Origin of the sequence: Mesorhizobium sp. M7A.F.Ca.CA.002.04.1.1 (assembly GCF_004022805.1) — a bacterium.
GTDB classification, from domain to species: Bacteria; Pseudomonadota; Alphaproteobacteria; order Rhizobiales; family Rhizobiaceae; genus Mesorhizobium; species Mesorhizobium ciceri.
On sequence record NZ_RZPL01000255.1, the window covers coordinates 1 to 1958 of the forward strand.

Consider the following 1958-nt stretch of genomic DNA (forward strand, 5'->3'; position numbering starts at 1 on the left):
GACACGCGGGTTCTTTCCGAGTTCCGGCTGACCGTCGGCGGCAGGCAGACATCTCTGCTCGGCGCCTCGCTCAGCCAGGACAATGTGCTGTTCACCACCAATTTGACCAATCTGCCGATACAGAGCGCCGGTGGACGCGACATCCCGCAGGGAGCCATTCACATCGAACGCGTCAGACTGCTTTGGCAGGACAGGCTGTTTGAACGCATCACCCTTTCCAATTACAGCCGGGAACACTCGACGATCAGCGTTTCCCTGCACTATTCCGCCGATTTCCGCGACATGTTCGAAGTGCGTGGCTCGACACGGCCGAAGCGCGGGCTGGCCCATGCCGCCGAAACAAACGCGACGTCGGTCCTGCTGCGCTATGATGGGCTCGATGGCCTGGCCCGCCTCTCGGCGATATCGTTCTCGCAGGCGCCGGACCAACTGAGTGCCAACCGTGCCGATTTCCTGATCGCCGTGACCAAGCGCAGCAGGAAGGTGCTTTATGTCGAGGTCGGTCCCGAGGTGGCCGACAAGCCCGACCGCGACCGGTTCCGCGCCGCTGCCGCCCGCGCCCGCTTTGGCATGCGGGCCAAACGTCGCCATGGCGCGACGGTGCGCAGCTCGGGCCGTGTCTTCAACGACTGGGTCGAGCGCGCTCGCGCCGATGTCGCGCTGCTGACCACCGAGCTGGCGACCGGCCCCTATCCCTATGCCGGCATCCCCTGGTTCTCGACGGCGTTCGGCCGCGACGGCGTCATCTCGGCGCTGCAGATGCTGTGGCTCAATCCGGGCCTGGCGCGGGGCGTGCTGGCCTTTCTGGCCCAGCATCAGGCGACCGAGACATCGCCGTTCAGCGATTCGCAGCCGGGCAAGATCATGCACGAGACCCGCAAGGGCGAAATGGTGGCGCTGCGGGAGCTTCCCTTTGGCCGCTACTACGGTGGCGTCGATACGACACCGCTCTACATCTACCTTGCCTGTGCCTACGCCGATCGTACCGGTGACATGGCGTTCATCGACGGCCTGTGGCCGTCGCTGTGCGCCGCGGCCGAATGGACGGAGGAGGCGGGCCGGGAAACCGGATTCGTGACTTACCAGCGAGCGGCCGAGTCCGGCCTCGCCAACCAGGGATGGAAGGACAGTTTCGATTCGGTCTTCCATGCCGATGGCCGCATTCCCAAGGGCCCGATCGCCCTTGTCGAAGTGCAGGGCTACGTCTTTGCCGCCTTCCGGGGGCTGGCGGCACTTGCCCGTCGCCGGGGCGAGAACGACAGGGCCGACCACTGGGATGATCGCGCCGAAGCGATGCGGGTTGCCGTGGAACGGGATTTCTGGCTTGACGATCTCGGCTTCTATGCGCTGGCAATCGACGGTGCCGGCGAGCCCTGCAAGGTGCGGACCTCGAATGCGGGGCATCTGCTCTTTGTCGGATTGCCTGAGCCGGCGCGGGCCCAGATGGTGGCTGACCAGCTGCTTTCCGCCTCCTTCCATTCGGGCTGGGGACTGCGGACGCTCGCCGACGATGCCGTGTTCTTCAATCCGATGTCGTACCACAATGGCTCGATCTGGCCGCACGATACCGCCCTTTGCGGTGCCGGGCTGGCGCGCTATGGCGAGCGCGAAAGCGTGGTTCGCCTGATGAGCGGCACGTTCGAATCCGCGGTCCATTTCAACATGCGGCTGCCCGAACTGTTCTGCGGTTTTACACGTGCGCCGGGCGAAGCACCCATCGCCTATCCCGTCGCCTGCCTGCCGCAAGCGTGGTCGGCGGGCTCCGCTTTCATGTTGATGCAGGCCTGTCTTGGCCTGGAGATCGACGGCTGGGAGGGTGAGATTCGCGTCGGCCGCCCCAGGCTGCCGATCGGCATCGACACGCTGACACTGCGGCACCTGGGCGTCGGCGACCGGGTCGTCGATCTCACCTTCCAGCGCGTCGGCGACCGGGTCGTCGCTTTCCTGGCCGACCGCCA

1 protein-coding gene is annotated in these 1958 nt (G+C 65.7%); it reads left to right on the forward strand.

All coding sequences use genetic code 11. From position 1 onward, the window contains the following. The coding region (locus ENZ75_RS15215) for an amylo-alpha-1,6-glucosidase (RefSeq protein ID WP_245481156.1) at positions 1-1958 on the forward strand (1958 nt) is incomplete at both ends.